The organism is Enterobacter cloacae complex sp. SHL022 (genome assembly GCF_049237785.1).
Taxonomy (GTDB): domain Bacteria; phylum Pseudomonadota; class Gammaproteobacteria; order Enterobacterales; family Enterobacteriaceae; genus Enterobacter; species Enterobacter hormaechei_C.
In genome coordinates this window covers 133,401-159,434 of the sequence record NZ_JBMKJH010000003.1, presented here as the reverse complement: position 1 = coordinate 159,434, position 26,034 = coordinate 133,401, and the positions used below count along the sequence as shown (strand labels likewise).

General features: G+C 56.3%; 21 protein-coding genes and 1 riboswitch. Of the genes, 8 read left to right on the top strand and 13 right to left on the bottom strand.

The window, feature by feature from the left end; all coding sequences use genetic code 11:
* Positions 1-55: 55 nt before the first annotated feature.
* From polB to araB, 4 genes are all read right to left on the bottom strand, one after another.
* Complete coding sequence (gene polB, locus ACOTZD_RS07595; protein WP_023324143.1) at positions 56-2,413, bottom strand: DNA polymerase II; 2,358 nt, start codon at positions 2,411-2,413, stop codon at positions 56-58.
* Between the two features lie 156 nt (positions 2,414-2,569).
* Positions 2,570-3,265, bottom strand: a complete 696-nt coding sequence (araD, locus tag ACOTZD_RS07590; RefSeq protein ID WP_023324144.1) for an L-ribulose-5-phosphate 4-epimerase — start codon at positions 3,263-3,265, stop codon at positions 2,570-2,572.
* Between the two features lie 86 nt (positions 3,266-3,351).
* A complete protein-coding gene (gene araA / locus ACOTZD_RS07585; RefSeq protein WP_003856405.1) occupies positions 3,352-4,854 on the bottom strand; it encodes an L-arabinose isomerase in 1,503 nt (500 codons plus the stop codon).
* 10 nt (positions 4,855-4,864) lie between these two features.
* A complete protein-coding gene (gene araB / locus ACOTZD_RS07580; protein ID WP_099544128.1) occupies positions 4,865-6,574 on the bottom strand; it encodes a ribulokinase in 1,710 nt (569 codons plus the stop codon).
* A 337-nt stretch (positions 6,575-6,911) separates the two neighbouring features.
* Here araB and araC point away from each other — a divergent pair, with 337 nt between their 5' ends.
* Together araC and ACOTZD_RS07570 are read left to right on the top strand one after the other, a co-directional pair.
* On the top strand, positions 6,912-7,757 hold the full coding sequence (araC, locus tag ACOTZD_RS07575) for an arabinose operon transcriptional regulator AraC (protein WP_003856402.1): 846 nt from the start codon (positions 6,912-6,914) through the stop codon (positions 7,755-7,757).
* A gap of 118 nt (positions 7,758-7,875) precedes the next feature.
* Positions 7,876-8,643, top strand: coding sequence for a DedA family protein (locus tag ACOTZD_RS07570; protein ID WP_023324146.1), 768 nt, complete (start codon positions 7,876-7,878; stop codon positions 8,641-8,643).
* 478 nt (positions 8,644-9,121) lie between these two features.
* On the opposite strand, the gene thiQ is transcribed toward ACOTZD_RS07570, so the two are convergent.
* The 4 genes from thiQ to sgrR form a co-directional block, all read right to left on the bottom strand.
* A complete protein-coding gene (gene thiQ / locus ACOTZD_RS07565) occupies positions 9,122-9,823 on the bottom strand; it encodes a thiamine ABC transporter ATP-binding protein ThiQ (protein WP_032608486.1) in 702 nt (233 codons plus the stop codon).
* Positions 9,807-11,417 (bottom strand): thiamine/thiamine pyrophosphate ABC transporter permease ThiP, encoded by a 1,611-nt coding sequence (gene thiP, locus ACOTZD_RS07560; RefSeq protein ID WP_003856395.1) that lies wholly within the window; start codon positions 11,415-11,417, stop codon positions 9,807-9,809. The genes thiQ and thiP overlap by 17 nt, the downstream gene beginning before the upstream one ends.
* Entirely contained in the window at positions 11,393-12,376 is a 984-nt protein-coding gene (gene thiB, locus ACOTZD_RS07555) for a thiamine ABC transporter substrate binding subunit (protein ID WP_003856391.1), read from the bottom strand. Before thiB ends, thiP begins: the two co-directional genes overlap by 25 nt.
* Positions 12,377-12,407: 31 nt before the next feature.
* Positions 12,408-12,508, bottom strand: a riboswitch (TPP riboswitch).
* Between the two features lie 36 nt (positions 12,509-12,544).
* Positions 12,545-14,200 carry an HTH-type transcriptional regulator SgrR gene (gene sgrR / locus ACOTZD_RS07550; RefSeq protein ID WP_045335533.1) on the bottom strand — a complete coding sequence of 552 codons (1,656 nt, stop codon included), beginning with the start codon at positions 14,198-14,200 and terminating at the stop codon, positions 12,545-12,547.
* 88 nt (positions 14,201-14,288) lie between these two features.
* Between sgrR and sgrT the strand changes: the two genes are divergently transcribed.
* Positions 14,289-14,441 (top strand): glucose uptake inhibitor SgrT, encoded by a 153-nt coding sequence (sgrT, locus tag ACOTZD_RS07545; protein ID WP_003856388.1) that lies wholly within the window; start codon positions 14,289-14,291, stop codon positions 14,439-14,441.
* Positions 14,442-14,562: 121 nt separating this feature from the next.
* Positions 14,563-15,741 (top strand): sugar efflux transporter, encoded by a 1,179-nt coding sequence (locus ACOTZD_RS07540; protein WP_174402122.1) that lies wholly within the window; start codon positions 14,563-14,565, stop codon positions 15,739-15,741.
* Positions 15,742-15,799: 58 nt separating this feature from the next.
* Here ACOTZD_RS07540 and leuD read toward each other — a convergent pair whose 3' ends face one another.
* The 5 genes from leuD to leuL form a co-directional block, all read right to left on the bottom strand.
* Complete coding sequence (leuD, locus tag ACOTZD_RS07535; RefSeq protein WP_023315383.1) at positions 15,800-16,405, bottom strand: 3-isopropylmalate dehydratase small subunit; 606 nt, start codon at positions 16,403-16,405, stop codon at positions 15,800-15,802.
* 10 nt (positions 16,406-16,415) lie between these two features.
* Complete coding sequence (gene leuC, locus ACOTZD_RS07530) at positions 16,416-17,816, bottom strand: 3-isopropylmalate dehydratase large subunit (protein ID WP_003856382.1); 1,401 nt, start codon at positions 17,814-17,816, stop codon at positions 16,416-16,418.
* Between the two features lie 2 nt (positions 17,817-17,818).
* The gene (leuB, locus tag ACOTZD_RS07525; RefSeq protein ID WP_003856380.1) at positions 17,819-18,910 is read right to left on the bottom strand and encodes a 3-isopropylmalate dehydrogenase; all 1,092 of its coding nucleotides are present in this window, start codon (positions 18,908-18,910) and stop codon (positions 17,819-17,821) included.
* Positions 18,910-20,481: a 2-isopropylmalate synthase gene (leuA, locus tag ACOTZD_RS07520; RefSeq protein WP_050871267.1), complete on the bottom strand. Its 1,572-nt coding sequence runs from the start codon at positions 20,479-20,481 to the stop codon at positions 18,910-18,912. The genes leuB and leuA overlap by 1 nt, the downstream gene beginning before the upstream one ends.
* Before the next feature lie 91 nt (positions 20,482-20,572).
* On the bottom strand, positions 20,573-20,659 hold the full coding sequence (gene leuL / locus ACOTZD_RS07515; protein ID WP_057979999.1) for a leu operon leader peptide: 87 nt from the start codon (positions 20,657-20,659) through the stop codon (positions 20,573-20,575).
* 628 nt (positions 20,660-21,287) lie between these two features.
* Between leuL and leuO the strand changes: the two genes are divergently transcribed.
* The 4 genes from leuO to cra all read left to right on the top strand — a co-directional run bounded on the left by leuO (position 21,288) and on the right by cra (position 26,010).
* Complete coding sequence (gene leuO / locus ACOTZD_RS07510) at positions 21,288-22,232, top strand: transcriptional regulator LeuO (RefSeq protein ID WP_022650390.1); 945 nt, start codon at positions 21,288-21,290, stop codon at positions 22,230-22,232.
* Positions 22,233-22,608: 376 nt separating this feature from the next.
* Entirely contained in the window at positions 22,609-24,333 is a 1,725-nt protein-coding gene (gene ilvI, locus ACOTZD_RS07505) for an acetolactate synthase 3 large subunit (RefSeq protein ID WP_003856373.1), read from the top strand.
* A gap of 1 nt (position 24,334) precedes the next feature.
* Positions 24,335-24,826, top strand: a complete 492-nt coding sequence (gene ilvN / locus ACOTZD_RS07500; protein ID WP_003856371.1) for an acetolactate synthase small subunit — start codon at positions 24,335-24,337, stop codon at positions 24,824-24,826.
* Positions 24,827-25,005: 179 nt separating this feature from the next.
* A complete protein-coding gene (gene cra, locus ACOTZD_RS07495) occupies positions 25,006-26,010 on the top strand; it encodes a catabolite repressor/activator (protein WP_003856369.1) in 1,005 nt (334 codons plus the stop codon).
* Positions 26,011-26,034: the final 24 nt, after the last annotated feature.

Sequence of the window (26,034 nt, the reverse complement as noted above, 5' to 3'; positions counted from 1 at the left end):
GGTCCGGGAATGGAAAGGGCGCTATGGTACTGGATGGCAACGGTTTCGTCACGCGTCAAAATAGCCCAAGTTGTCCTGTCACTAGTGTAGCAAAGTCGTCATTGATGAACGGTAAAATTCCCTCCGCAACCGGCTGAAGCTGGCGGGTCAGGTAGTGATCGTAATCAAGCGGAGACTGCTGGTAATCAACGGGTTCCGGGCCGTTAGTGGTCCAGACGTATTTGATCGTTCCCCGGTTCTGATACTGCGGCGCACGGCCCCGGCGAACGTTCTCTTCATCCGCCAGCCGCGCGGCGCGTACGTGGGGAGGAACGTTACGTTGATATTCGGCCAGCGGGCGGCGCAGGCGCTTGCGATACACCAGCTGGTCATCCAGTTCACCCGCCATCAGGCTGGCGATGGTGTCGCGCACATAATCCTGATAAGGCTCATTGCGGAACACCCGCAGGTAGAGCGTCTGCTGGAACTGCTGTGCCAGCGGCGTCCAGTCGGTGCGCACTGTCTCCAGCCCTTTAAACACCATCCGCTGCGTGTCACCTTCCTGAATCAGCCCGGCGTAGCGCTTCTTGCTGCCCTGGTCGGTTCCGCGAATGGTCGGCATTAAAAAGCGGGCAAAATGGGTTTCAAACTCCAGCTCTAACGCGCTGGTTAACCGCTCTTTTTGCAAACTTTCGCGCCACCAGTCGTTCACAAAGGCGACCAGATCTTTGCCGATTTGTGCGGCGTCGTCTTCCGAATGGGCGGCTTTCAGCCAGACAAAGGTGGAGTCTGTATCGCCATAAATCACATCATAGCCCCGGGATTCAATCAGCGCTTTGGTCTGGCGCATAATCTCGTGCCCGCGCATGGTGATGGACGACGCCAGACGGGGATCAAAGAAGCGGCAGGCACTGGTACCCAGCACGCCGTAAAAGGCGTTCATAATGATTTTCAGCGCCTGTGAGAGCGGCTTGTTGCCGTGGCGCTTGGCCTCATCGCGGCCGTGCCAGATGTTTCCCACAATTTCGGGCAGGCAGTGTTTTTCCCGCGAGAAGCGTGCTCCAAGAAAACCTTCGGTGCTGTGCGCATCGTCTGGCTGCGCCATCCCCTCCACCAGCCCCACCGGATCAATCAGAAACGTGCGGATAATGGATGGATACAGGCTTTTATAATCCAGCACCAGCACCGAGTCATACAGCCCGGGCCGTGAATCCATCACGTAACCGCCGGGGCTGGCCTGCGGCGGCACGTCGCCGAGGTTAGGGGCGACATAGCCCGCCCGGTGCATCCGCGGGAAATAGAGGTGGCTGAAGGCCGCTACCGAGCCGCCGTGCCTGTCGACCGCAAGGCCGTTCACCGTCGCCCGCTCCAGCAGGAAGGGCATGATCTCGGTTTTGTGGAAGATCTGCGTCACCAGCTCGCAATCTTTCAGGTTATAGGTGGCGAGCGCGGGTTTATCTTCATTAAAGCGCCGGTCGATCTCGTCCATTCGGTCCCAGGGATTGTCGATGGATTTACCTTCGCCGAGCAGTTCCTGGGCGACCGCTTCCAGCGAGAAGGAAGAGAAGTTCCAGAAGGCGGATTTCAGCGCCTCGATGCCGTCGATAATCAGGCGACCGTTAGCCTGCGCGAAGAAAACACCGTTCTTAAAACCATGCTCACGCCACTCCAGCTCGCTGTTTCCGCGCCCCAGCATCAGCGGGATACGGTAACGCTCGGCATGTTTTTGCAGCACGCGCAGGTCAAACTGCACTACGTTCCAGCCGATCAGAACATCCGGATCGTGCTCGGCAAACCACTGGTTAAGCTTCTCCAGCAGTTGCGGGCGGCTGTTGACGTACTCCAGATTAAAGTCCAGCGCGGACGCATCGCCGTTTGGCGGCCCGAGCATATAGACAACTCGCTGCCCACAGCCTTCCAGACCAATGCAGTACAGTTCGCCGTGGCGGGTGGTTTCGATATCCAGCGAGACCCATTTGAGCGGGGGGCGATAATTCGGGCTAGGCTTGAGGCGCGCATTAACGATCCTGCCATTTTGCGCGGTGCCATCTACCCAGACGGGGGCGGTGATAAACCGCTCCATCAGAAAGCGTTCAGGCGGGCGAATGTCGGCCTCGTAAAGCGTCACGCCCGCTTCACGGAGCAGTTTTTCATAGCGCATTAACTGGCGATGGGCGCGGCAATAGAGGCCGTAAACCGGCTGGCGGTGGAAATCTTTCAGTTCAAGCGGGGTTATGCGCCAACCGTTTTCTCCGCGCAGCAGCTGTTTCACTTTTTCGACGTGAGCTTCAGGAATAAAGGCCACGGACTCCTGCGGCGGGAGCGTAACGTTTAGCGGGCCGTTGTCCGTTGCCAGCCAGAATTCAACCTCAGTACCCTGAGGGGTATCCCGCCAGTGTCTGGTCAGTAAAAAGCCTTCTTGCGCCTGCGTCACGGCGTTATCCCATAAAACAAAACCAGGCCTGATTATAGCCTGGTTGAGGGGTGTTTGCTGTGGTTTTATACAGTGCCTGTTCAGTCGGATGGCGCTGCGCTTATCCGGCCTACAGGTTCCGCAGTCACGGTAAGCGCAGCGACACCGGGCAAAGGTTTACTGCCCGTAGTAGGCTTTCGCACCGTGCTTACGCAGGTAATGCTTATCCAGCAGGGTTTGCTGCATATCCGGCAGCTGCGGTGCCAGCTGGCGGCAGAAGATCCCCATATAGGCGACTTCCTCCAGCACGATCGCGTTGTGCACCGCGTCCTCCGCGTTTTTACCCCAGGCAAACGGGCCGTGGGAGTGCACCAGCACGCCGGGCATTTGCGCCGCGTCGATTCCCTGTTTTTCGAAGGTTTCGACGATCACGTTCCCGGTTTCCCATTCGTACTCACCGTTGATCTCCGCATCGGTCATCAGACGCGTGCAGGGAATGGTGCCGTAAAAGTAGTCCGCGTGGGTGGTGCCGGTCGCCGGAATAGGCTGGCCCGCCTGCGCCCAGATGGTCGCGTGACGCGAATGGGTATGCACAATCCCACCGATGGTCGGGAAGGCCTGATACAGCAGGCGGTGAGTCGGCGTATCGGAGGAGGGCTTTTTTTTGCCTTCAACCACTTCACCCGTTTCGATGCTGACCACCACCATGTCTTCTGCGGTCATTACCGTGTAATCCACGCCGGAAGGCTTGATCACGAACACCCCTTTTTCCCGGTCAACGGCGCTGACGTTGCCCCAGGTCAGGGTCACCAGGTTATGTTTTGGCAGCGCCAGGTTGGCTTCGAGTACCTGACGTTTGAGATCTTCTAACATTGTCGTCTCCTGCCGGATGGCGCTTCGCTTATCCGGCCTACAGAACCGTAGGCCCGGTAAACGAAGTGCCACCGGGCATTCAGGGCTTAGCGTTTTGAACCGTAATAGACTTCGTTCCAGCGCAGCGCGTCTTTAAAGGCTGGCAGACGGGTATCGTTATCAATCACGGTCAGTTCGATGTCGTGCAGCTCGGCAAACTGACGCATATCGTTCAGGTCAAGCGCGTGGCTGAATACGGTGTGGTGCGCGCCGCCGGCCAGGATCCAGGCTTCCGACGCGGTTGGCAGGTCAGGCTGCGCTTTCCACAAGGCGTTGGCGACCGGCAGTTTCGGCAGAGAATGCGGAGTTTCCACCGCATCGACGCAGTTCACCAGCAGGCGGAAACGGTCGCCGAGGTCGATCAGGCTGGCGTTAATGGCCGGGCCGGTACGGGTGTTGAAGATCAGACGGGCCGGATCCGCTTTGCCGCCAATGCCGAGGTACTGCACGTCGAGGATCGGTTTCTCTTCAACCGCGATGGATGGACACACTTCCAGCATGTGCGAGCCGAGCACCAGATCGTTGCCGTTCTCGAAGTGGTAGGTGTAGTCCTCCATAAAAGAGGTGCCGCCCTGTAGACCGGTTGACATCACCTTCATGATGCGAAGCAGAGCGGCAGTTTTCCAGTCGCCTTCGCCCGCAAAGCCGTAGCCCTGCTGCATCAGACGTTGTACCGCCAGACCCGGGAGCTGTTTCAGGCCGTGGAGATCTTCAAAGGTGGTGGTAAAAGCGTGGAAGCCGCCCTGTTCCAGGAAGCGCTTCATGCCCAGCTCAATGCGCGCCGCGTCCAGCACATTCTGGCGCTTGTCGCCGTTGATTTGTGCCGCAGGCGTCAGACGGTAGCTGCTTTCGTACTCGTCCACCAGCGCGTTAACGTCGCCATCGCTGATGTCATTCACCACCTGCACCAGGTCGCCCACCGCCCAGGTGTTGACGGAAAAGCCAAATTTAATCTGCGCGGCCACTTTATCACCGTCGGTGACCGCCACTTCGCGCATGTTGTCGCCGAAACGCACCACTTTCAGGTGACGGGTATCCTGCTTAGATACCGCCTGACGCATCCAGGAGCCGATGCGTTTTTGTGCCTGGCCATCCTGCCAGTGGCCGGTCACCACGGCATGCTGTTGACGCATGCGCGCGCCGATGAAGCCGAACTCGCGGCCGCCGTGCGCGGTCTGGTTCAGGTTCATGAAGTCCATGTCGATGCTGTCCCACGGCAGGGAGGCGTTGAACTGCGTGTGGAATTGCAACAGCGGTTTGTTGAGGATAGCCAGGCCGTTGATCCACATTTTGGCTGGTGAGAAGGTGTGCAGCCACACCACCAGGCCAGCGCATTTGTCATCGTAATTGGCATCGCGGCAAATGTTGGTGATTTCGTCCGGGGTAGTCCCCAGCGGCTTCAGCACCAGTTTGCACGGCAGTTTGGCTTCCGCGTTCAGCGCATTCACAACGTGCTCCGCGTGTTTCGTCACCTGCTGCAACGCTTCCGGTCCGTACAAATGCTGGCTGCCAATCACAAACCACACTTCATAATTATTAAAAATGGTCATTATCGTGTCCTTAATGTGTCAGGGTTGCCGTAGTGTCCGCGGTGCTTTTGGCCGGGGCGGCGACAGGGAGATAGTGAAGTTCGGCGCTTTTTGCCCATTGCTGGTAGCGCTGATAAAGCTGTTCAAAGCGTTGTGCCTGCTGAGTCTGCGGATGGAGCGTATTTTCGACGGCGCTCGCCATATGCTGTTGCGCGGTCGGGATATCCGCATGGACGCCTGCGGCCACGGCAGCGAAAATCGCGGCACCCAGCGCACAGCACTGATCGGAGGCCACAATTTGCAGCGGCCGGTTCAGCACGTCGCAGCAGGCCTGCATAATCACCGGATTTTTACGGGCGATCCCGCCCAGCGCCATCACGTTGATCACGTCAATGCCCTGGTCGATGAAGCACTCCATGATGGCGCGCGCGCCGAACGCGGTGGCGGCGATCAGGCCGCCAAACAGCGCGGGCGCGTCGGTCGCGAGGTTGAGATCGGTAATCACTCCTTTCAGACGCTGGTTGGCAAACGGCGTACGACGGCCGTTGAACCAGTCCAGCACCACCGGCAGGTGGTCGAGAGACGGATTTTTTGCCCAGGCGTCGGTGAGCTGCGGCAGGAGCTGTTTTTTGCTCGCCGTAATCTGCGTTTTCAGTTCAGGATGCGCGGCAGCCAGCTGATCCAGCGGCCAGCCGAGCACGCGGCCAAACCAGGCGTAGATATCGCCGAAGGCAGACTGGCCCGCTTCGAGGCCGATAAAATCGGGTACCACGCTGCCGTCAACCTGACCGCAGATGCCTTTCACCGCGCGGTCGCCGACGCTGGCTTTATCTGCCGTCAGAATGTCACAGGTGGAGGTGCCGATAACTTTTACCAGCGTGTTGGGCTGCGCACCCGCGCCCACGGCCCCCATATGGCAGTCGAACGCGCCGCCGGAAATGGTCACGTTTTGCGGCAAACCGAGGCGTTTCGCCCACTCTTCGCAGAGCGTGCCGACCGGGATATCGGCGGTGAAGGTGTCGGTAAACAGCGGGTATGTCAGGTTTTTGTTGATGATCGGGTCGAGTTCATCGAAGAACGCTGCCGGAGGCAGACCACCCCAGCTTTCATGCCACAGCGATTTATGCCCGGCGCTGCAACGGCCGCGGCGAATATCCTGCGGACGCGTGGTGCCGGAGAGCAGGGCGGGAACCCAGTCGCACAGCTCAATCCATGACGCCGCTGCCTGTGCGACCGACGCGTCCGCGCGGGTAACGTGCAGGATCTTGGCCCAGAACCACTCGCTGGAGTAAATCCCGCCGATGTAGCGGGAGTAGTCAGTTTTGCCCGGCTGATGGCATAAGCGGGTGATGGCTTCCGCCTCTTCCACGGCGGTATGGTCTTTCCACAGCACAAACATGGCGTTCGGATTGTCGGCAAACTCCGGTCGCAGCGCCAGTACGCGGCCTTCGGCATCGACAGGGGCAGGCGTTGAGCCGGTGCTGTCGACGCCAATCCCCACGACATCGGCCCGCTGGGCGTCGGTCAACTCCGCCAGAACGGTTTTGATCGCCGCTTCCATCGACTCGATGTAGTCCCGCGGGTGGTGACGGAACTGGTTGTTTGGCGCATCGCAGTAGCGCCCCTCTTGCCAGCGCGGATACCACTCAACGCTGGTTGCTATCTCCTGGCCAGTCGTACAGTCCACTGCCAGCGCGCGAACTGAGTCGCTGCCAAAATCGAGGCCAATTGCAATTGCCATGGTGTTGCTCCATCCAAAAAACAGGTATGGAAGAACATTAGAGACTAGGGACAAAAATCGTCAGGCAGGATCCGCTAATCTTATGGACTAAATTGCTGTAGCCACGCAAAGTGTGACGCCGTGCAAATATTCTATGTGGACATTTCTGCCGCACTTATAGACACTTTTGTTACTGCTTATCCGCCCGTGCTGGCGGAGAAATCAGGGGGAAAGGCTGAAACATGGCGGACGTAAAAGAGGCGTGATGCTTTTTGGATCTTTTCGCGGGCCATTTTTATACTGCTTTTATCGATATGGACAATTGGTTTCCTTCAGGACCCTTGGGAGAACTGAATCTATGGCCGAACCGCAAAACGATCCCTTACTGCCGGGCTACTCATTTAACGCCCATCTGGTGGCGGGACTGACGCCAATTGAGGCCGAGGGATATCTCGATTTTTACGTCGATCGCCCTCTTGGCATGAAGGGATATATCCTGAACCTGACCGTACGCGGAGAAGGCGTCGTCAAAAATGGGGATCAACAGTTTATCTGCCGCCCCGGTGATATGCTGCTGTTCCCGCCGGGGGAGATCCATCACTACGGGCGCCACCCGGATGCCAAAGAGTGGTATCACCAGTGGGTCTATTTCCGTCCGCGCGCCTACTGGCAGGAGTGGCTCTCGTGGCCGGCCATTTTCGCCCATACCGGTTTATATCGCCCGGATGAGGCGCATCTGGCGCAGTTCCGTGAGCTGTTCGCACAGATTATTGAGGCAGGGCAGGCGGGCGGGCGCTACGCCGAACTGCTGGCCATCAACCTGCTTGAACAGGTGCTGCTGCGCCGCATGGAGGCCATCAACGAGTCGCTTAATCCGCCGCTGGACAACCGCGTCCGCGACGCCTGCCAGTACATCAGCGACCACCTTGCCGACAGCCAGTTTGATATTGCCAGCGTCGCCCAGCATGTGTGCCTGTCGCCGTCACGGCTGTCGCATCTGTTCCGCCAGCAGCTTGGCGTGAGCGTACTCAGCTGGCGCGAGGATCAGCGCATCAGCCAGGCGAAACTGCTGCTCAGCACCACCCGAATGCCTATCGCCACCGTCGGGCGTAACGTCGGCTTTGAAGATCAGCTCTATTTCTCTCGCGTGTTTAAGAAGTGCACCGGTGCCAGCCCGAGCGAATTCCGTGCGGGATGTGAATAATCGGTAAACATTCAGGTGAACTTCAGGCGCATCTTGTAAACTATTCAGACAATTGATGCCTTGACGCGGTGCAGGGCGCTAAGCAGAATCGCTGATTCGTTTTCTGACCGGAATAGTTATGCAGGCATTGCTGGAACATTTTATTACCCAGTCCGTTATGTATTCGCTCATCGCCGTGGCGCTGGTGGCGTTTCTGGAGTCGCTGGCGCTGGTCGGGCTGATCCTGCCCGGCACCGTGATGATGGCGGGGCTTGGGGCGCTTATCGGCAGCGGCGAGGTCAATTTCTGGCAGGCGTGGATGGCCGGTATTATCGGCTGTTTGCTGGGGGACTGGATCTCCTTCTGGCTGGGCTGGCGCTTTAAGAAGCCGCTGCACCGCTGGTCGTTCATGAAAAAAAACAAAGCGCTGCTGGATAAAACCGAGCATGCGCTGCACCAGCACAGCATGTTCACCATCCTCGTGGGGCGCTTCGTTGGCCCAACGCGTCCGCTGGTGCCGATGGTGGCCGGGATGCTGGATCTGCCCGTCGCGAAGTTTGTGGTGCCGAATATCATCGGCTGCGTCTTCTGGCCGCCGTTCTACTTCCTGCCGGGTATCCTGGCGGGCGCGGCGATTGATATTCCTGACGGTATGCAAAGCGGTGAGTTTAAATGGCTGCTGCTGGGCACGGCGGTGCTGCTGTGGCTGGCGGTCTGGCTCTGCTGGCGCCTGTGGCGCAGCGCGAAAGCCAGTGTTGATCGTCTGACGCGCTATCTTCCGCGCACTCGCCTGCTCTGGCTGGCCCCGCTGACGTTGGGGGTGGCCGTGGTGGCGCTGATCGCGCTGATCCGCCACCCGCTGATGCCGGTGTACGGCGAGATCCTGTTAAAGGTGGTGAGCCGTTAAGGTGTTTTCCCTCTCCCTGTGGGCTGAGGGTTCCCCACAAAATAATGCCTGCACAGACGGCCCCCTCTCCCTTGAGGGAGAGGGCTGGGGTGAGGGGGAACATACGGCTCTGGTGGTCATTCCGTTCACTATATGTTCCTTGCTACTCTGTCACGACATGGCCGGTGAACGTGCCAGGGTGGCTCAGTCGCCACCACCCTTGGCGACCCGAGCTCCCGGCGGAAAATCGCCGCTTCGCGGTACCTTCGGCTTATTCCTTCAGGCTATCGGGTCGGGCATGAGCCTGCATCCATGCAGGCCACGCCCTCTCGGCGCATCCCTGCGCCTCGCCCCGGCCTACAGGAAACGCCTCAGCGATTTACAGCCGGACCTGGGCATCGCTGAAAGCCCTCAGTTATTCTGAAGGCAACGTTATCGCTTTTGCTTTCAAATTACTGGGGATCCCTCTCCCCTGTGGGAGAGGGAAAGGGTGAGGGCATCAGACCTCACGAATACCTAAAAGTGAAGATGCCCCCGCCTTACCACTCAGAAGTTCTTCTGTTTCCCCATCCCACAAAATACGTCCCTCCGCGATCACCACCGATCGCGGCGCGATGCGTGCGGCATCTTCGATGCTATGCGAAACCATCAGCATCGTCAGTTGTTCGCGCTCGCAAACCTCCTCAACCAGCGAGAGCATTTCCTGACGCAGAGCGGGGTCGAGCGCCGAAAAGGGTTCATCGAGCAGCAGCAGCGGCTGCTTGCGCACCAGGCAGCGCGCCAGCGCCACGCGCTGGCGCTGGCCGCCGGAAAGCTCACCCGGTAGTCTGTTGATAAACGCAGCCAGGCCCATTTGTTCGGCGATCGCCTCCAGCGTCTGACGCTGCGCAACATTGAGCTTCAACCCCGGATCCATACCCAGCGCGATGTTCTGCCACACCGTAAGATGATTGAACAGATTGTTTTCCTGGAACAGCATCGACACCGGGCGCTTAGCCGGCGGAGCGTAGGTATACTCGCCATTATCAATGACGATCGACCCGCTGGCAGGCTGTAAAAAACCGGCAATCAGATTGAGCAGGGTACTTTTTCCGGCCCCGCTGGGGCCAAGCACTGCGATTCGCTCTCCCTGACGAACGGAGAGGGTAAAACGCATTGGCAGGTGCTCATAAAGCCAGGTTACATCAGTCAGTTTTAACATCACGCCCCGGAAGTTTTTCGATAACGGTAAATAACGCAAAGCACAGCAGCAACAGGAGTAGCGCCGTGACGGCGCCGTCCTGGCTACGATAGGAGCCAATTTGCTGATAAAGCCAGAACGGCAGCGTGCGGAAATCCTCGTTGCCGAAGAGGGCCACAACGCCAAAATCGCCAATCGACAGCACGCAGGCAAACGCCAGCGCCTGGGCCAGCGGACGCTTTAGCGCGCGCAGTTCGACCACCTTCAGACGCTGCCAGCCCTGCATGCCCAGCGACTGACACAGCAAACTGTAGCGGCTATTGACGTCGCGCATCGGGTTTTCCAGCACCTTGAGCGCGTAAGGGATGGCCATCAGTGCGTTGGTAAAAATGACGATGCCGTCGGCGCTTTCCGGCAGGCCGATGGTGCTGTTGAACAGTAAAAAGAATCCGGTCGCCAGCACAATGCCCGGCATCGCCAGGATCAGCATACCCGTCAGTTCCAGCGCGTGTCCGGCTTTACGGGCATGACGCGCGTGCAGTTCGCGGCTGCTCCAGAGCAGCATCATGGTCAGGATCACGCACAGTAGCCCGGCAGCCAGCGCGATGCGCAATGAGGTCCACGTTGCTTGCCACAGGACAGGCTGTTGCAGTACCGACAACACATTGCGATTCAGGCCATCAACAATAACGGCCAGCAGCGGGGGCAGCAGAAGCAGGAGTGCCAATGCGATTAGCATAAAATCCGCGACGCGGCTGTGCAGGCTGTCCTGCGGATCGCGCCAGCCTGTCAGGTTATTGCTACCTGTGGGGATCGCTTTACTTAGCCGCTGGCTGAGTAACACCAGCGCCAGGCAGCAGACCATCTGCACGATCGCCAGCAGCGCGGCGCGGCCCGGATCGTAGTCGTAACTTAAGGCCTGATAGATCGCCAGCTCAATGGTGGTGGCCTGCGGCCCGCCGCCGAGAGAAAGTACGGTCGCGAAGCTGGCGAAGCAGAGCATAAAGATTAGCGCGGCAACCGGAGCAATCTGGCGTCGCAGCCACGGCCATTCGACAAAGCGGAAGAACGACCAGCCGCGCATGCCAAGCTGGGCGGCAATCTGACGCTGCTCACCGGGAATGTTTTCCAGCGCCTGTAAAAAGAGGCGCGTCGCCATCGGCATATTGAAAAAAATATGCGCCAGCAGAATGCCTTTCAGGCCGTAAGGGGAGAAGGTCCATTCCAGACCAAGCAGGTTGAAGAGGGATGCCAGCCAGCCCTGCCGACCGTAGACGCTCAGAATGCCGAACACCGCCACCAGCACGGGCAGGATCAGCGTCATCGCGCACAGCCGCAGCAGGGCAAGCCTGCCGGGGAAACGTCTGCGATAGAGGGCGCGTGCAAGGAAAATGGCCGGGATCGCCGACAGCAGCGCGGAGAGAAACGCCTGCCAGAAGGAGAAGCGGATGACGTGCCAGAGATAGCTGTCGTGCCAGAGGGCGAGCAGATCGCTCTCTGGCGCGTTAAACCACAGCGCAAGGAATGCACCCAGGCTGACGACGACCATCAGTACGGCGGCGAGCAGCCCGGGAACTAACCAGCCGGGGATCAGCGGCTGACGGCGCGTTGCCATTCACTAATCCATGCGGCGCGCTGGGCGGCAACCTGCTGCGGCGTAAATTCCAGTGAGGTTTGCGGCTTGTTTAGCTGCTCAAAGCCTGCCGGCAGCGCAACGTCAGTGACCGGGTACATCCAGTTGCCGGTCGGAATAGCGTTCTGAAATGCCGGGGAGATCATAAATTTCAGGAATTTTTCGGCAAGCTCCGGCTGTTTGCTCGCGGCGGTGCGGGCGGCCACTTCCACCTGCAAATAATGCCCTTCAGCAAAGTTCGCGGCGGCGTAGTTGTCTTTCTTCTCGGCGATAATGTGGTAGGCCGGAGAGGTAGTGTAGCTCAGCACCAGGTCGCTTTCGCCTTTCAGGAACAGGCCATAGGCTTCGCTCCAGCCTTTGGTGACGGTAACGGTTTTCGCGGCCAGCTTCTGCCACGCTTCCGGCGTTTTATCCCCGTAAACTTTTTGCATCCACAGCAGCAGCCCCAGACCCGGCGTGCTGGTACGCGGATCTTCGTAAATCACGCGCCATTTCTGGTCACTTTCGACCAGCTCTTTCAGGCTTTTGGGCGGATTCTTCAGCTTGTTTTTATCGTAGACAAACGCAAAGTAACCGTAATCAAAGGGAACGAAGGTGTCGTTTTTCCAGCCGCCCGGTACGTTAACGGCATCTGCCGCCACGCCGCTTTTGGCGAACAGTCTGGTTTGGGTGGCGGCTTCCAGCAGGTTGTTATCCAGCCCGAGCACCACATCGGCTTTGCTGTTTTTGCCTTCCATGCGCAGCCGGTTAAGCAGCGAGACGCCATCTTCCAGCGCCACGAATTTCAGCTCGCAGTTGCAGTCCGCTTCAAAGGCTTTTTTTACCACCGGGCCAGGGCCCCAGTCGGCGGAGAAGGAGTCGTAGGTGTAGACCGTCAGAACAGGCTTAGCAAAAACAGGCAGCGCAAACAGCGCCAGCAGAGGAAGAACGTTTTTTAACACTTTGCACCTCAGGGTTGAGTGGCAAAGGATTTTGAGAGACAGCCTCAAATCCCTTCGCCGGCGTTATCCGGATCAGGTTCGACGGGTATTATCTCAGCGCACATCAGTGATGCAGCACCCCGTTGAGAACGGCGCTATTGTAATGATTTGGTGAATATTACGAAAGCGTTATGGCTCCGGCGGCGCAAACCAGGCGGATTTAAAATCAAACCAGCCCAGGGTGTTCATCCGCAGGCCGCGCATGCTGCGCTGGCCCTGGATCAGCAGCCAGTGGTGAATCAACGGTACGATCGTCTGCCCGGCCAGTAATTCCTGACACCAGGCGGCCAGATCCATTTCTCCTGCCCGCCACCGTGCGGCGTCCTGCTGCCAGTCCCGGTTGATACAGTGCTGAATCAGGGGCACTTCGTACAGGTGAGAAAAGAGCGAGAAATCAAGCGGCAGCGTAAAGTTTGCGCTGTTGAGCCAGATATCGCTGATGACGTCTCCGCGATGCCATTCATCATAATCGACTTCCTGTATCGCCAGCGTCACGCCTTCGGCTGCCAGCAGCGTGCTCATGATCCTTGCGATAAACCTGTGCTCAATGTGATCGCGATAGTAGCTGAGGGTGATGGTCTCCAGTCCGGCAGGTTTTTCACTGCGCACTGGCTGCGCATGGTGCCAGCGCGGAAGCAGGCCATAGGCCGGGAACCACCAGGTCTGGTATTGCTCCTCTGCGTGATAAATCAGGTTAGCAGGGGCAAGAATATGGCTGATCCACCTGCGTACGTCGTGGTTTGCCCCGCGATGGCTGCGGCTATCAAAGAGCAGGTAGTAGCATCCCTCCTCCAGGCGGCTTTCGAACGCCTTTTCACCGGCTGTTGGCCCTTCCAGGGTCAGGCCTGCGCTCAGCTCTTCGTTGAGATCCGGTAACACCCAGACGTTCACTTCGTCGATCAACGCCCTGTAGCCAAAGTAATCATCAAAGGCGCGGATCTTCAGCTGATTACTGTTGTTTCGTGTAACGGAGTAGGGGCCCGTACCAATCGGCTGGCTGGAAAAATTGTTCAGGGAGCGCCACTCGGCAGGCAGGATCATTGAGGGGACGTAGCCCAGAAGCCACGGAAGCCATTTGTCCGGCTGCGATAGCTCAATATCCAGCGTCCAGGCCGTTGGGGAGTGGATCCGCGAGATATGCGAATAGAGCGGCAGCGTGCGGGCTCGCTCTAAGGAATCGATAACGTCGCGCATCTCCAGCTCGCGTCCATGGTGGAAATGAATGCCGGGGCGTAAGAAAAAGCGCCAGTGGCGCGGGGAAAGCTGTTGCCAGTGGTGCGCGATATCCGCCTCCAGTTCCCCGTTTTCCTCATTTATCCGCGTCAGGCCGCTGAATATCTGCCGGGCCATGTGGGTTTCAGAGCGACGTAACGCCGTACCGGGCAACAGATTTTTCATTGGGCGGTAGTAAAGCACCCGCAGAATGTGGCGTCCCTGACGAAAGCTGCGTCCCAGATGCGAGACCAGCATCTGGCGCACGGCGGCTTTGTCGCCCACCAGCTGGACCAGCTGATCGATGCGGTCCTGCTCCAGCAGATCCTCCGCCCGCTGTTGCTGTAGCGCCAGGCCGGTATAAAGGAAAGTCAGGCGCGAGCGCTTGCCGCGTCCGGCTTCAGCCTCCCAGTTTAGCCAGCCCTGCTGCTGCATGGTGTTGAGGAGGGTACGCATATGACGCCGGGAGCAGTTGAGGAGTTCAGCCAGCTCGTTCAGCGTGGTCTCCTGCGATTGCCCCTCACAGCACTGCCAGAGGCGGATAAATTGTTGTTGCAGACGACCAGAAGGCATAAAAGGGGAACTCCTGACAAAAAATCAGCAATTTATTAATCCCTATATTAAGCCAATAATCCTTATCGATGAAGCGAGGAGGTAAATTATGAAGAGGTCTACCGCACGTCAGTTTTATCAGCACTATTTTTCAGCGACAAAGGGAGTGTCCTGGCTGGCCCGCCAGTGCGCAGAGCAGCGGCTGAGAATACTGGAAGATCTGATGCAGTGGGACGTTACGAAACCGACCTCTTCTCGCTAACTCGCCTCGATCATGTGTGACTGAGTATTGGTGCTAATCACCCGCCAGCAAAATGTTTTTTGCTGGCTTTTTTCGTTTACTATTTCACCCAATTTCGATTCGCTTTCATAAGGACTTGCGCATGCTCTGGTTGATGACGATGGGGCGACGCCTGAATGGCGTGTACGCCGCTTTTATGCTGGTGGCCTTCATGATGGGCGTAGCCGGCGCGCTACAGGCGCCGACGCTGAGCCTGTTTCTCAGCCGCGAGGTGGGGGCGCAGCCGTTTTGGGTGGGCCTGTTCTACACCGTCAACGCCATTGCCGGGATCCTCGTCAGCCTGTGGCTGGCGAAACGATCCGACAGCCAGGGCGATCGCCGAAAGCTGATCCTCTTTTGTTGCGCAATGGCCGTGGGCAACGCGCTGCTGTTTGCCTTCAACCGCCATTACCTGACGCTCATTACCTGCGGCGTGCTGCTGGCCTCTCTGGCGAACACCGCCATGCCGCAGCTCTTCGCCCTGGCACGGGAGTACGCCGACAACTCGGCGAGGGAAGTGGTGATGTTCAGCTCGGTGATGCGTGCGCAGCTCTCTCTCGCGTGGGTCATTGGTCCCCCGCTGGCGTTCATGCTGGCGCTGAACTACGGCTTCACCACCATGTTTTCCATCGCGGCGGGGATTTTTGTCATCAGCCTGGCGCTGATAGCCTTTGCGCTGCCATCGGTGGCGCGCGTAGAGCAGGTGACGGACAAGCCCATCACGCAGGTGAGCGGCTGGCAGGATAAAAACGTCCGCATGTTGTTTATCGCCTCCACGCTGATGTGGACCTGCAACACCATGTACATTATCGATATGCCGCTGTGGATCAGCAGCGATCTGGGACTGCCCGACAAGCTCGCGGGGATCCTGATGGGCACCGCTGCCGGGCTGGAGATCCCGGCGATGATTCTGGCGGGTTACTACGTCAAACGTTTCGGAAAGCGTCGGATGATGGTCGTCGCCGTGGCGGCTGGGGTGGTGTTCTACGCGGGGCTGATCCTGTTCCATTCGCGTGAAGCTTTGCTGACGTTACAGCTGTTTAACGCGGTATTTATCGGCATCGTTGCCGGGATCGGCATGCTCTGGTTCCAGGATCTTATGCCCGGACGCGCAGGCTCTGCGACCACGCTGTTTACCAACAGCATTTCGACCGGAGTGATCCTGGCGGGGGTGATTCAGGGGGCGCTGGCGCAAAGTTACGGGCATGGCTCAGTTTACTGGATGATTGCCGCGATTTCGGTGGTTACGCTTGGGCTGACTTGCCGGGTTAAGGATGTCTGATTCTGGAAGGCGGCTTCACGAAACAAATCAATGGCCCGCTTTTTGCGGGCCATTGCCTTTAACCCATAAACGCAGGCTGTTTTTTCTCGTAGGCGGCTATAGCCTCTTCGTGTTGCAGCGTCAGGCCAATGCTGTCCAGACCGTTCAGCATGCAGTGGCGACGGAACGCATCAATGCTGAAGCTGTAGGTCTTGTCACCGGCCTTCACCACTTCCGCTTCCAGATCCACTTCAAACGAAATCCCCGGATTTGCCTGCACCAGCGCAAACAGTTCATCGACCTGTTCGTCACTCAGCGTCACCGGCAGCAGCTGGTTGTTAAAGCTGTTGCCGTAGAAGATATCCGCGAAGCTTGGGGCGATAACCACCTTAAAGCCGTAGTCGGTCAATGCCCATGGCGCATGTTCACGCGACGATCCACAGCCAAAGTTTTCCCGCGCCAGCAAAATGGAGGCGCCTTTGTATTCCGGAAAGTTCAGGACGAATTCCGGGTTTGGCACTTCGCCTTTATCGTCGAGGAAGCGCCAGTCGTTGAACAGATGCGCACCAAAACCCGTGCGCGTCACTTTCTGCAAAAACTGCTTAGGAATGATAGCGTCAGTATCGACGTTAGCGGCATCCAGCGGGACAACACGGCCCGTATGTTGGGTAAATTTCTCTGCCATGATTGTCTCCTTATTTCAGGCTGCGAATATCGGCGAAATGACCAGTGACTGCCGCAGCGGCGGCCATTGCCGGGCTGACCAGGTGGGTGCGCCCACCGCGGCCCTGACGGCCTTCAAAGTTACGGTTGCTGGTGGAGGCACATCGCTCGCCCGGATTCAGGCGGTCGTTGTTCATCGCCAGACACATGGAGCAGCCGGGCAGGCGCCATTCGAAGCCTGCTTCGATAAAGATCTTATCCAGACCCTCCGCTTCCGCCTGGGCTTTCACCGGACCGGAGCCCGGCACAACCAGCGCCTGCACGCCCGGCGCCACTTTGCGGCCTTTAGCAATTTCTGCCGCAGCGCGTAAATCTTCAATACGGGAGTTGGTACAGGAGCCGATGAACACTTTATCAATGCTCACGTCGGTCAGCGGTACGCCGGGTTTCAGCCCCATATAGGCCAGCGCCTTTTCCGCACTGGCGCGCTCGACCGGATCGGCGAAGGAAGCCGGGTCAGGAATGCTGTCGTTGACAGAAATCACCTGGCCCGGGTTGGTGCCCCAGGTGACCTGCGGGGCGATCTCTTCCGCCTGTAACGTCACAACGGTATCAAAAATTGCCCCCTCGTCCGTTTTCAGGGTTTTCCAGTACGCTACCGCGTCGTCAAAATTCTGACCTTTCGGCGCATGCAGACGCCCCTTCACATAGTTGAAGGTGGTTTCGTCTGGGGCCACCAGTCCTGCTTTGGCGCCCATCTCAATGGCCATGTTGCACAGGGTCATACGACCTTCCATGCTCAGCGCCTGGATAGCATCTCCGCAGAACTCAACGACGTGACCGGTGCCGCCTGCACTGCCGGTTTTGCCGATAATCGCCAGCACGATATCTTTCGCGGTGATACCCGGCGCGGCTTTCCCCTTCACTTCAATCTTCATGGTTTTGGCGCGGCCCTGCTTCAGGGTCTGCGTCGCCAGAACGTGTTCAACTTCAGAGGTCCCAATCCCGAACGCCAGCGCGCCAAATGCGCCGTGGGTTGCGGTATGGGAGTCGCCGCAGACGATGGTCATGCCCGGCAGGGTAATCCCCTGCTCAGGCCCCATTACGTGGACGATACCCTGATAGGGGTGGTTCAGATCGTACAGCTCCACGCCAAACTCGTTACAGTTCTTAATCAGCTCCTGCATCTGGATACGCGCCATCTCGCCAGATGCATTGATGTCTTTGGTCTGGGTGGAAACGTTGTGATCCATCGTGGCAAAGGTTTTACCCGGCTGACGCACCGGGCGCTTGTGCGCGCGCAGGCCGTCAAATGCCTGAGGAGAGGTCACTTCATGTACCAGATGACGGTCGATGTACAACAGTGGGGTTTCGTTTGGTGCTTCGTAGACCACGTGCGCATCAAACAACTTCTCATATAACGTCTTAGCCATGATTACACCCCTTCAGCGACATAGCGGGCAATGATGTCGCCCATTTCATCGGTACTGACTGCCGCCGTGCCGCGTGCTAAATCACCGGTACGGACGCCTTCTTCTAACGCCCGGTTAATGGCGTTTTCAATTGCGGTTGCTGCATCGCCTGCATCCAGGCTATAGCGCAGCAGCAGAGCCAGGGAGAGGATCTGCGCAATCGGGTTGGCGATGTTTTTGCCTGCGATATCCGGCGCGGAGCCGCCCGCCGGTTCGTACAGGCCAAAGCCTTCTTCGTTCAGGCTGGCCGAGGGCAGCATACCCATGGAGCCGGTGATCATGGCGCATTCATCCGAGAGAATATCGCCGAACAGGTTGGAGCACAGCAGCACGTCAAACTGAGACGGATCTTTGATCAGCTGCATCGTTGCGTTGTCGATATACATATGCGACAGCGCAACGTCCGGGTACTGCTTAGCGACTTCACTGACGATTTCGCGCCACAAAATAGACGACTGGAGCACGTTTGCTTTATCAATAGAGGTCACTTTACGGCGGCGTTTGCGCGCTGACTCAAACGCGATATGGGCGATACGTTCGATTTCAAAACGGTGATAGACCTCGGTATCAAACGCTTTCTCATGCTGACCGCTGCCTTCGCGACCTTTTGGCTGACCGAAGTAGATGCCGCCGGTCAACTCACGCACGCACAGGATGTCGAAACCGTTGGCCGCGATATCCGCGCGCAGCGGGCAAAACTCTTCCAGCCCCGGGTACAGTTTCGCCGGACGCAGGTTGCTGAACAGTTTGAAGTGCTTACGCAACGGCAGCAGCGCACCGCGCTCTGGCTGCTCTGCTGGCGGCAGGTGTTCCCATTTTGGGCCGCCCACGGAGCCAAAAAGAACGGCATCGGCATTTTCGCAGCCTTCTACAGTCCCTTTCGGCAGGGGGGTACCGTGATTATCAATCGCAATACCGCCCACGTCGTAGTGGCTGGTGGTAATTTTCATCGCAAAACGCGAACGAACAGCTTCCAGTACTTTCAGCGCCTGTGCCATCACTTCCGGGCCAATACCGTCACCCGGCAACACAGCAATATGGTAATTCTTCGACATCACACGGTTTCCTTGTTGTTCTCTTTATTCTGAGCTTTGCGTTGCAACTCTTTTTCGACTTCGGCGGCGCGCCAGATGTTGTTCAGGACATGCACCATCGCTTTCGCGGAGGATTCGACGATATCTGTCGCCAGACCCACACCGTGGAAGCGGCGACCGTTGTAGTTGACGACGATATCAACCTGGCCCAGGGCGTCTTTACCGTGCCCTTTTGCCGTCAGGTCGTATTTCACCAGCTCTACGTCGTACTCAGTGACGCGGTTAATCGCCTGGTAAATGGCATCCACAGGGCCGTTACCGTTGGCGGCTTCCGCTTTAATTTCATCGCCGCAGGCCAGCTTGACGGAGGCGGTAGCGATATCGCTTGAGCCTGACTGAACGGTGAAGTAGTCCAGACGGAAGTGTTCTGGCTCTTCCTGCTGTTTATTGATGAATGCCAGTGCTTCCAGGTCGTAATCGAAGACCTGGCCTTTCTTGTCAGCCAGCTTCAGGAATGCGTCGTACAGCTGATCCATGTTGTAATCGCTGTCCTTATAACCCATCTCTTCCATACGGTGTTTTACCGCCGCGCGGCCAGAGCGCGAGGTCAGGTTCAACTGAACCTGGTTCAGACCGATGGATTCCGGAGTCATGATTTCGTAGTTTTCACGGTTCTTTAGCACGCCATCCTGGTGAATACCGGAGGAGTGGGCGAACGCGCCAGCCCCAACAATCGCCTTGTTCGCCGGGATCGGCATGTTGCAAATCTGGCTCACGGTCTGGCTGGTGCGCCAGATCTCGTTGTGATTGATGCGGGTGTGCACATCCATGATGTCTTTGCGCACTTTGATCGCCATGATCACTTCTTCCAGCGAGCAGTTGCCCGCGCGTTCACCGATACCGTTCATCGCGCCTTCTACCTGACGCGCGCCGGCGTGGACGGCTGCGATGGCATTGCCCACGGCCAGACCCAAATCATCGTGGGTGTGGACGGAGATAATCGCTTTATCAATATTCGGTACGCGGTCATACAGGCCGGTGATGATATTGGCGAACTCAAACGGCATGGTGTAGCCGACGGTATCCGGGATGTTGATAGTTCTGGCTCCGGCATTAATCGCGGCTTCCACTACCCGGGCCAAATCGTCAATCGGCGTGCGGCCTGCATCTTCACAGGAGAATTCGACGTCATCAGTGTAGTTACGCGCGCGTTTGACCATATACACCGCACGTTCAATCACTTCATCCAGCGTACTGCGCAGCTTGGTCGCAATGTGCATGGGGGAGGTGGCAATGAATGTATGGATACGGAAGGCTTCTGCAACTTTCAGGGATTCCGCGGCCACATCAATATCTTTCTCTACGCAGCGAGCCAGACCGCACACGCGGCTGTTTTTGATGGTGCGGGCGATGGTCTGCACTGACTCGAAATCACCTGGCGAGGAGACGGGAAAGCCGACTTCCATTACGTCTACACCCATGCGTTCGAGGGCCAGAGCAATTTGCAGTTTTTCTTTAACACTCAGGCTCGCCTGTAATGCCTGTTCACCGTCACGTAAAGTAGTATCGAAAATAACGACTTGCTGGCTCATGGGTTAGGTCCTTGTCAGTCTTAGGGCGCCTTGCTACGAGCATAAAAAAACCCGCGCAGTGGCGCGGGTTTTTAGTTTTACTGAAGACGATTCAACGCTGAATTTCGCCCGCCAGTCTACCGCGCACAGTGGATGCGTTTAGTAGTAGTAGACCGGTGAAACGAAGGGTGCGAATCATGAATCGTGCTCCAGGTGAATGCGATATGCTTTTAGTGGTACTGGATACGCCAACTCATGTCAACCCCTCTCAGGCAAAACGGCCACTCAGTACAGGATAAACACATTAGCTAATTGTGCTGGTTTTTGCATGTCTAACCGATTTTATTGTCTATTATTGGACTGGCGATTCATCTCTGGAATAATTTGAATATAATTGGTAGCAATTGAACATACTATTTTTACCAATGTGCTGTGAAATGGAATCTGTTTCATATCATTGATTTATAAATTACATGAATGATTTGCGGGTGAGTAAGTTATCAAAATTGATATCATTTTGTTAATGAAAATGCGATGTATGCCATTAATAGTTTAATAACACTTAAGTCATTATTAATGAGTGCGTTGATTGTGCATTTGTCTGATTTATGGTTTCATGCCCACATTAAAGTTTGAGATATCTTTTGAACGATTTTTAGCTCTTCATTTATGGGATGCGTAAAGTCGCTCGTGGAATGGGGTCTCTTTATATATTCCGAATTTTAAATAATTTCCTTTCGCTTGTTGTATATGCATGGTAAATCATATTTTTCGAAGTTATTACTGTACCTTGGCAAAGGGAATTTAGCGTGACGGTGGAGTCAGAAATGCCAGAAAATAATATTAACCAACCACAGACTTATGATGGGGTTAAGCCTCAGTTGCGCACAGTGGATCTCAATCTGTTAACTGTATTTGATGCAGTTATGCAGGAGCAGAATATTACGCGAGCAGCGCAATCTCTGGGAATGTCTCAACCTGCCGTGAGTAATGCCGTAGCCAGACTTAAGGTGATGTTTAACGACGAGTTATTCGTCCGCTATGGAAGAGGTATCCAGCCCACGGCGCGTGCATTCCAGCTATTCGGTTCGATTCGTCAGGCGCTACAGCTGGTACAAAATGAGCTTCCCGGCTCGGGTTTTGAACCCTTAAGCAGTGAACGGGTTTTCCATCTCTGTGTTTGCAGTCCGTTAGACAATTATTTGACGTCTGTTATATATAATAAAGTTGAACAGATTGCTCCTAATATTCATCTCGTTTTTAAATCATCATTAAATCAAAATACTGAGCACCAGCTTCGTTATCAGGAAACGGAGTTCGTTCTGGGCTATGAAGAGTTTCGCCGTCCAGAGTTTGCCTGTGTTCCGTTGTTTAAAGATGAAATGGTGTTAGTCGCCAGCAAAAAACATCCCCGTATGAATTCTCCGCTGCGTGAAAGCGATGTTTACAGCGAGCAGCATGCCGTGGTTGCTCTGGACAGATATGCCTCATTTAGTCTGCCGTGGTATGACACTGCCGATAAACAAGCCAGCGTGGCCTATCAGGGAATGGCGATGGTCAGCGTATTGAATGTCGTTTCTCAGACGCAGCTAGTCGCTATTGCACCGCGCTGGCTTGCTGAAGAGTTCTCCGATTCGCTGAGCCTGCAAATTTTACCTCTGCCGCTCAAGCTGAATAGCCGTACCTGTTATCTTTCCTGGCATGAAGCGGCGGGGCGGGATAAAGGGCATCAATGGATGGAAGAGCTGCTGATCAATATTTGTCGTCGATAAGACAGGGTGAATAAACCGCATGGTGCCATGCGGTTTATTCTGTGTTTTTTTATGCAAGCAATATTTTGTTCTGTGCGCATTTTTTCAGACACTCAGGGAGGCTTAAAAATAGATGATTTCCTGATCCATCCTCTTTTTAAGAGATGAATTATTAGCGTCTCCCCTCATAGCAGATGAATTCACCATATTCGTGTCTGACAGCTGTTTTTTCTGCTTTTATTGCCCATTCCCGCATTCCGTTTGCTAATTGCCTGGCTCATAACGAGCGGTTAAGGTATCCATCACTCTGCACTTTATAAGATGGGTTTACCCTGTCAGAAGACGGCGCGGAAATGAATTCTGTTGACCGTCTATAACAAAAGCCTGGAGGCAAAGCATGGAGATGTTGTCTGGCGCGGAAATGGTCGTCCGATCGCTTATCGATCAGGGCGTGAAGCAAGTGTTCGGCTATCCTGGAGGTGCGGTTCTTGATATTTATGACGCGCTGCACACGGTAGGCGGTATTGATCATGTTCTGGTTCGTCATGAACAGGCTGCTGTGCATATGGCAGACGGCCTGGCCCGCGCCACGGGCGAGGTGGGTGTTGTGCTCGTCACTTCCGGACCGGGGGCGACCAATGCCATTACCGGCATTGCGACTGCGTATATGGACTCCATTCCCCTGGTCATTCTCTCCGGACAGGTGGCGACGTCACTGATTGGCTATGATGCGTTTCAGGAATGCGACATGGTGGGGATCTCACGCCCCGTGGTGAAGCACAGCTTTCTGGTTAAACAAACGGAAGACATCCCGGGCGTACTGAAAAAAGCCTTCTGGCTGGCCGCCAGCGGTCGTCCTGGGCCAGTGGTTGTCGATCTGCCAAAAGATATTCTCAATCCCGCGAATAAACTGCCTTACCTGTGGCCTGAGTCGGTGAGCATGCGTTCATATAATCCGACGACGCAGGGGCACAAAGGCCAGATTAAGCGTGCGCTGCAAACGCTGCTGGCTGCGAAAAAGCCCGTAGTCTATGTGGGGGGCGGCGCCGTCAATGCAGCCTGTGAAACGCAACTTCGCGAACTGATTGAGAAGCTGAATCTTCCTGTCGCGTCATCGCTGATGGGGCTGGGGGCATTCCCGGCTACCCACCGTCAGGCGCTGGGCATGCTGGGTATGCACGGCACCTATGAAGCCAATATGACGATGCACCATTCTGATGTGATTTTTGCCGTCGGCGTGCGTTTTGACGATCGCACCACCAATAATCTGGCGAAATACTGTCCGCATGCGACGGTGCTGCACATTGATATCGATCCGACTTCAATCTCTAAAACGGTGCCGGCGGATGTGCCGATCGTGGGGGACGCACGACAGGTGCTGGATCAAATGTTGGATCTGCTGGCGCAGGAGACCGCGTCTCAACCGCTGGACGAGATCCGCGACTGGTGGCAGCAAATCGAACAGTGGCGTGGCCGTCAGTGCCTTAAGTACGACACACAAAGTGAGAACATCAAGCCGCAGGCGGTGATCGAGACGATCTGGCGTCTGACCAATGGCGATGCGTATGTCACATCTGACGTGGGCCAACATCAGATGTTCGCTGCGCTGTATTACCCGTTTGATAAACCGCGTCGCTGGATCAACTCTGGCGGGCTCGGCACGATGGGCTTTGGTCTGCCCGCCGCGCTGGGGGTGAAGCTGGCGTTGCCAAACGAAACGGTGATCTGCGTGACGGGTGATGGCAGCATACAGATGAATATTCAGGAGCTTTCTACTGCGCTGCAATATGAGTTGCCAGTGCTGGTGCTGAACCTGAATAACGGTTACCTCGGTATGGTAAAGCAGTGGCAGGATATGATTTATTCTGGCCGTCACTCTCAGTCTTATATGAAGTCACTTCCGGACTTTGTCCGCCTGGCTGAAGCCTATGGTCATATTGGCATGCGGGTAACCGATCCGTCAGAGCTGGAAGCGAAGCTCGGCGAAGCGCTTGAGCACGTTAAAAACAATCGCCTCGTCTTCATGGACGTCATCGTCGACGGCACAGAGCATGTTTATCCGATGCATATCCGTGGCGGCGGTATGGATGAAATGTGGTTAAGCAAAACGGAGAGAACCTGATATGCGCCGGATATTATCTGTATTACTGGAAAATGAGTCGGGCGCACTGTCACGCGTCATTGGGCTTTTTGCGCAGCGCGGCTATAACATTGAAAGCCTGACCGTTGCGCCGACCGATGACCCGACGCTCTCCCGCATGACGATCCAGACTGTCGGCGATGCGAAAGTGCTTGAGCAGATCGAAAAACAGTTGCACAAACTGGTGGACGTGTTGCGCGTCAGCGAGCTGGGGCAGGGGGCTTACGTCGAACGTGAAGTGATGCTGGTGAAAATTCAGGCCAGCGGTTACGGTCGTGAAGAGGTCAAGCGCAACACGGATATCTTCCGTGGGCAGATCATCGACGTCACGCCTTCTATATATACTGTGCAGCTTGCCGGAACGAGCGATAAGCTGGATGCGTTCCTGGCCTCCGTCAGGGATGTAGCAAAAATTGTTGAAGTTGCGCGCTCTGGCGTTGTTGGCCTCTCGCGCGGCGATAAAATCATGCGTTAGTTGCGCAAAAGGTTCGCCTCTTTCAGCCCGGTAGCCAAAGCCGGGCTTTTTTTTGCGTAATCCACCGACAACGCGGACAAAAGCGGTTGCCGTGAAAGCTATTCTGCGTTTAGATGTTAAAATATTTAACCATAACCTTGACAGGGCCATGGACTTTTTTCTTTTTTTGAGGGGCAATTGTGAAACTGGATGAAATCGCCCGGCTCGCCGGCGTGTCGAGAACCACGGCCAGCTATGTGATTAACGGTAAAGCAAAGCAGTATCGTGTCAGCGATAAGACCGTTGAGAAAGTGATGGCAGTCGTTCGTGAGCATAATTACCATCCGAATGCTGTCGCCGCAGGTTTACGTGCCGGGCGCACCCGCTCGATTGGCCTGGTGATCCCGGACCTGGAAAATACCAGCTATACCCGCATCGCCAACTATCTGGAACGTCAGGCTCGTCAGCGGGGCTATCAGCTGTTGATTGCCTGCTCCGAGGATCAGCCTGACAACGAGATGCGCTGCATTGAGCATCTGCTGCAACGTCAGGTTGACGCCATCATCGTGTCGACCTCTTTACCACCAGAGCATCCTTTCTATCAGCGCTGGGCAAACGATCCGTTCCCGATTGTGGCGCTGGATCGTGCGCTGGATCGTGAACATTTCACCAGTGTCGTAGGTGCCGATCAGGACGATGCAGAAATGCTGGCTGCCGAGCTGCGTACCTTCCCGGCTGAAACGGTGCTGTATCTTGGCGCTTTGCCTGAACTTTCCGTAAGCTTCCTGCGTGAACAAGGGTTCCGTACGGCATGGAAAGACGATCCGCGTGACGTTCATTATCTGTATGCCAACAGCTATGAGCGTGAAGCGGCTGCCCAGCTGTTCGAGAAATGGCTGGAAACGCACCCGATGCCGCAGGCGTTGTTTACCACCTCGTTTGCCCTGTTGCAGGGGGTGATGGATGTGACGTTACGTCGCGATGGCAAACTGCCATCCGATCTGGCGATTGCGACCTTCGGCGATAACGAACTGCTCGACTTCCTGCAATGTCCGGTGCTGGCCGTGGCCCAGCGTCACCGCGACGTCGCCGAGCGCGTGCTTGAGATTGTTCTGGCAAGCCTGGATGAACCCCGCAAACCGAAACCCGGGCTTACGCGTATCAAACGTAATCTCTATCGGCGCGGAATTTTGAGCCGCCATTAATATTTCCACAGGGGCGGTAAAACT

Excerpts from the sequence above, each read along its gene's own strand:
- leuL (WP_057979999.1), bottom strand. The coding sequence starts at position 20,659 with ATGATTCGCACCCTTCGTTTCACCGGTCTACTACTACTAAACGCATCC.
- leuB (WP_003856380.1), bottom strand. The coding sequence starts at position 18,910 with ATGTCGAAGAATTACCATATTGCTGTGTTGCCGGGTGACGGTATTGGC.
- leuO (WP_022650390.1), top strand. The coding sequence starts at position 21,288 with ATGCCAGAAAATAATATTAACCAACCACAGACTTATGATGGGGTTAAG.
- ACOTZD_RS07540 (WP_174402122.1), top strand. The coding sequence starts at position 14,563 with ATGCTCTGGTTGATGACGATGGGGCGACGCCTGAATGGCGTGTACGCC.
- sgrR (WP_045335533.1), bottom strand. The coding sequence starts at position 14,200 with ATGCCTTCTGGTCGTCTGCAACAACAATTTATCCGCCTCTGGCAGTGC.
- araB (WP_099544128.1), bottom strand. The coding sequence starts at position 6,574 with ATGGCAATTGCAATTGGCCTCGATTTTGGCAGCGACTCAGTTCGCGCG.
- sgrT (WP_003856388.1), top strand. The coding sequence starts at position 14,289 with ATGAAGAGGTCTACCGCACGTCAGTTTTATCAGCACTATTTTTCAGCG.
- thiQ (WP_032608486.1), bottom strand. The coding sequence starts at position 9,823 with ATGTTAAAACTGACTGATGTAACCTGGCTTTATGAGCACCTGCCAATG.
- araD (WP_023324144.1), bottom strand. The coding sequence starts at position 3,265 with ATGTTAGAAGATCTCAAACGTCAGGTACTCGAAGCCAACCTGGCGCTG.
- ACOTZD_RS07570 (WP_023324146.1), top strand. The coding sequence starts at position 7,876 with ATGCAGGCATTGCTGGAACATTTTATTACCCAGTCCGTTATGTATTCG.
- ilvN (WP_003856371.1), top strand. The coding sequence starts at position 24,335 with ATGCGCCGGATATTATCTGTATTACTGGAAAATGAGTCGGGCGCACTG.
- leuD (WP_023315383.1), bottom strand. The coding sequence starts at position 16,405 with ATGGCAGAGAAATTTACCCAACATACGGGCCGTGTTGTCCCGCTGGAT.
- leuA (WP_050871267.1), bottom strand. The coding sequence starts at position 20,481 with ATGAGCCAGCAAGTCGTTATTTTCGATACTACTTTACGTGACGGTGAA.
- araC (WP_003856402.1), top strand. The coding sequence starts at position 6,912 with ATGGCCGAACCGCAAAACGATCCCTTACTGCCGGGCTACTCATTTAAC.
- araA (WP_003856405.1), bottom strand. The coding sequence starts at position 4,854 with ATGACCATTTTTAATAATTATGAAGTGTGGTTTGTGATTGGCAGCCAG.
- ilvI (WP_003856373.1), top strand. The coding sequence starts at position 22,609 with ATGGAGATGTTGTCTGGCGCGGAAATGGTCGTCCGATCGCTTATCGAT.
- leuC (WP_003856382.1), bottom strand. The coding sequence starts at position 17,816 with ATGGCTAAGACGTTATATGAGAAGTTGTTTGATGCGCACGTGGTCTAC.
- thiP (WP_003856395.1), bottom strand. The coding sequence starts at position 11,417 with ATGGCAACGCGCCGTCAGCCGCTGATCCCCGGCTGGTTAGTTCCCGGG.